The following is a 3,091-nucleotide window of genomic DNA, read 5'->3' on the forward strand; positions in this document are numbered from 1 at the left end:
CGGGAGGCCGCCACGCACGCGCACAGCACGGGACCGTCGGTGCCGGCGGCCGACCCGACGGTCGTGCTGGCGCTGGTTCGCGAGGCGATCGCCCGGCGCGGCGCGGTGTGGATCGGCCTCGCCGACTCCGCGGGCGGCACCCGGCGGGTGCTGCTGCACCCGGTGCGCGTCGAGGGAGGGCGCATCCACGGCCATCTGGAGTCGGAGTCGGGCGCTCCCGCGCGCCGCGCCGAGCGCTCCCGCTCGGCCAACGGGACCGCCTCCGCGGAGCTGCCCTCGGTCTCCCTGCACCGCATCACCGGGGCGTTGCTCGTGGAGTAGCCGCGGGTCACCTCCCGTTCGACCGGGCGAAAGCCGCGGGGCGGGGTGACGATAGCCACACGCCGCTGAGCGCACGGTGGGTCGTGACCACGGACCCGACCGGCGGCCCACGGCTACTCTGAATCGATGCTGTCCATGCGTGCGGTCGTCTTCGACACCACCGACCCGAGGTCACTGGCGACCTTCTGGGCCGACGTCACGCGCACGCAGATCAGCCACGACTGGGGCGAGTACGTGATGGTCGAATGGAACCCGATGCTGGCCTTCCAGTACGTCGCCCACCCCACCCCCGGCAAGAACCGGCTGCACATCGACCTGCAGGCTCCCGACATTGCCGCCGCCGAGACCGAGGTCGAACGGATCGTCGGCCTCGGCGCCAGCCGCATCGGCTCCGTCGAGATGCGCGGCACCTCCTGGATCGTGCTCGCCGACCCCGACGGCAACGAGTTCTGCCTCTACCGCACGTTCGATCATTCCGAGCGCTGACGTCCGACCCGGCGGCGCTGCGGTGCCGACGCCAGGGCGGCGACAGGCAGAGCGGCGGCGACAGGCGGGCCGCTGACGGCTATGGGTGCGCGACGTCGGGCCGCGCCTGCGCCAACTCGCGGGCGCACCCGCGCAGCACGGCCGCGGCGGCGTTCATCGCGGGGGAGCGCCGCCGTTCCCGCAACTGCGCGAGGAAGATCCGCCGCGGTGCCGGGTCGCAGGTGATCGGCACGGCATGCACGTCCGGGCGCAACGTCATGGTGGCCAGCTTGGGCGCCAGGCAGATCCCGATACCCGCCGCGACCATCCCCTGCGCCTCCTGATAGTCGTTGGCGGCGAAGGCGATTCGCGGCTGATATCCGGCGTTTGAGCAGATCCGGGAGAGCACCGACCCCACGGGGTGCTCGGCCCGGGTCACCCATTGGTCGTCGCGCATGTCGGCCAGGTCGACGCCGACCGACCCGGCGAGGCGATGGCCGTCGGGCAGAAGCAGCAACATCGGGTCGCGCATCAGCGGCGTGAGCGTGATCTCGGGGTCGTCGAGCTGGTCCCACGGGTAGTCCCACAACAGGGTGAGGTCGAGTTCGCGGCGGTGCAGCCACTCGACGAGCTGGTCGAACCGGGCGCTGCGCACCGTGAGCGCGATCCGCGGGTGCTGGGCGCGGTACTGCTTCACGAACAGCGGCATGAGCGAGGCGCCCACCGTGGGAAAAGCCCCGATGCGCAGCTGGCCCCGGTGGGCCCCCGCGTATTCGGCCATCTCGGCCTCCGCCGCGCTCATGAGCCGGTCCACCCGGTCGGCGTAGACGACGAGGGAGCGCCCGGCGTCCGTCAACCGCACGCCGCGGGGGTGGCGATCGATCAGCGGCACCCCGACCTCGCGCTCGAGCTTCGAGATCTGTTGGGAGACAGCGGAGGTCGTCAAGGACATCTCCTTCGCCGCCACCGTCAGCGAGCCGCAGCGGGCGACCTCACGCAGCAGCATGAGCCGGCGCACATCGACGTCCATCGCTGGACTTTAGCACAGCTAATAGGACCTCTAAGAACTTTCGATTGTGCTGAAGTGCTATACGCAGCATCGTGGAAGCACGGCCCCGCCAAAATACTCAAGGCACGGTCGACTCCTAGTTGGAAGGACAATGATGTTCACGCTCCCCGCATATCTCTATCGCGGAGGGACGAGTAAGTGCTGGCTGTTCTGCGAGCCCGACCTCGCCCCCTACGCGCCCGATGAGTCCGAATTGTCGCGAATACTTTCCGCGGCGCTGGGCGGGGACGATCCCCGCGAGATCAACGGCGTGGGAGGCGCCACGACCACGACGTCGAAAGCGGCGGTCATCACGCCGACGCCCGGCGCCGAGTCCCACCTCTCCTACACCTTCGCCCAGGTCGGTATCGGAGACGGCACGGTCGAGTACGGCTCCAACTGCGGCAACTGCGCCACCGCCATCGGCCTGTTCGCCCTCGACCAGGGCTACGCGCCGATCGTCGACGGCGTCTCCGAGGTGCGGATGTACAACACGAACACCGACACAGTACTGACCGCGCGTCGCGACACCGGGCGGCGTGGTTCCCGACCTGGGCGACGCCCGCGTTCCCGGCACCCGCACCACGGGAGTCGGTGTGGAGCTCGGCTTCCTCGAGCCCGCGGGCGGGAAATCGCCGCTGCCGACCGGCAACCCCATCGACGAATTCCCGGTGGCGACCGACACGCGTCCGCGACCCTCGTCTCCCCCGGCGCGCCGGCCGCCCTCTTCCGGGCCTCCGACCTGGGCCGGACCGGCTCCGAAACGCTGTCTGAGATGTCCGACTTCGCCCCGACGCTCGCGACGGCGCGCCGCCCCGCGGCGCGCGCGATGGGCCTCATCTCGGAGTCCGACCCGACCAGCCACGCGGTGCCCAAGCTCGGCATCGTCGGCCCGCCGGCCGACTACGTGACCCCGCTGGACGAGCCGATCGCCGCGAGCGACTACGACATCGCGGTGCGCATGCTCTCGATGAACGCCCCGCACCCGGCGATCGGCCTGACGTCGGCCGTCGCCGTCGCCGCCGCGGCCGCCACGCCGGGCGGCACGGTCGCCGAGGTGCTCGGCGGGGCGCTGAGCCCCGAGAACAACCGCAGTCTTCGCATCGGGACGCCGGGCGGCATCGTCGCCGTCGACGTCACGTTCGCCGCCGACGGGTCGATGAGCCACGTCGGACTGCAACGGGCCGCCCGCCGCATCGCGCAGGCCGTGCTCTCCATCCCCCTATCCCGCGCCACCGCCGTCGCGGGCTGATCAGA

General features: G+C 71.2%; 3 protein-coding genes and 1 pseudogene. 3 read left to right on the forward strand and 1 reads right to left on the reverse strand.

Annotation, left to right across the window (positions count from 1 at the left end):
• A pseudogene (locus tag PINTE_RS23510) lies at positions 1-321 on the forward strand (hypothetical protein); the annotation flags it as partial.
• A 126-nt stretch (positions 322-447) separates the two neighbouring features.
• A complete protein-coding gene (locus PINTE_RS20770; protein WP_084343881.1) occupies positions 448-807 on the forward strand; it encodes a VOC family protein in 360 nt (119 codons plus the stop codon).
• 79 nt (positions 808-886) lie between these two features.
• Here PINTE_RS20770 and PINTE_RS20775 read toward each other — a convergent pair whose 3' ends face one another.
• Complete coding sequence (locus PINTE_RS20775) at positions 887-1,816, reverse strand: LysR family transcriptional regulator (RefSeq protein ID WP_068434408.1); 930 nt, start codon at positions 1,814-1,816, stop codon at positions 887-889.
• A 133-nt stretch (positions 1,817-1,949) separates the two neighbouring features.
• Here PINTE_RS20775 and PINTE_RS20780 point away from each other — a divergent pair, with 133 nt between their 5' ends.
• Positions 1,950-3,086: a PrpF domain-containing protein gene (locus PINTE_RS20780; RefSeq protein WP_217996674.1), complete on the forward strand. Its 1,137-nt coding sequence runs from the start codon at positions 1,950-1,952 to the stop codon at positions 3,084-3,086.
• Positions 3,087-3,091: the final 5 nt, after the last annotated feature.

Source organism: Piscicoccus intestinalis NBRC 104926, from assembly GCF_001515525.1.
Taxonomy (GTDB): domain Bacteria; phylum Actinomycetota; class Actinomycetes; order Actinomycetales; family Dermatophilaceae; genus Kineosphaera; species Kineosphaera intestinalis.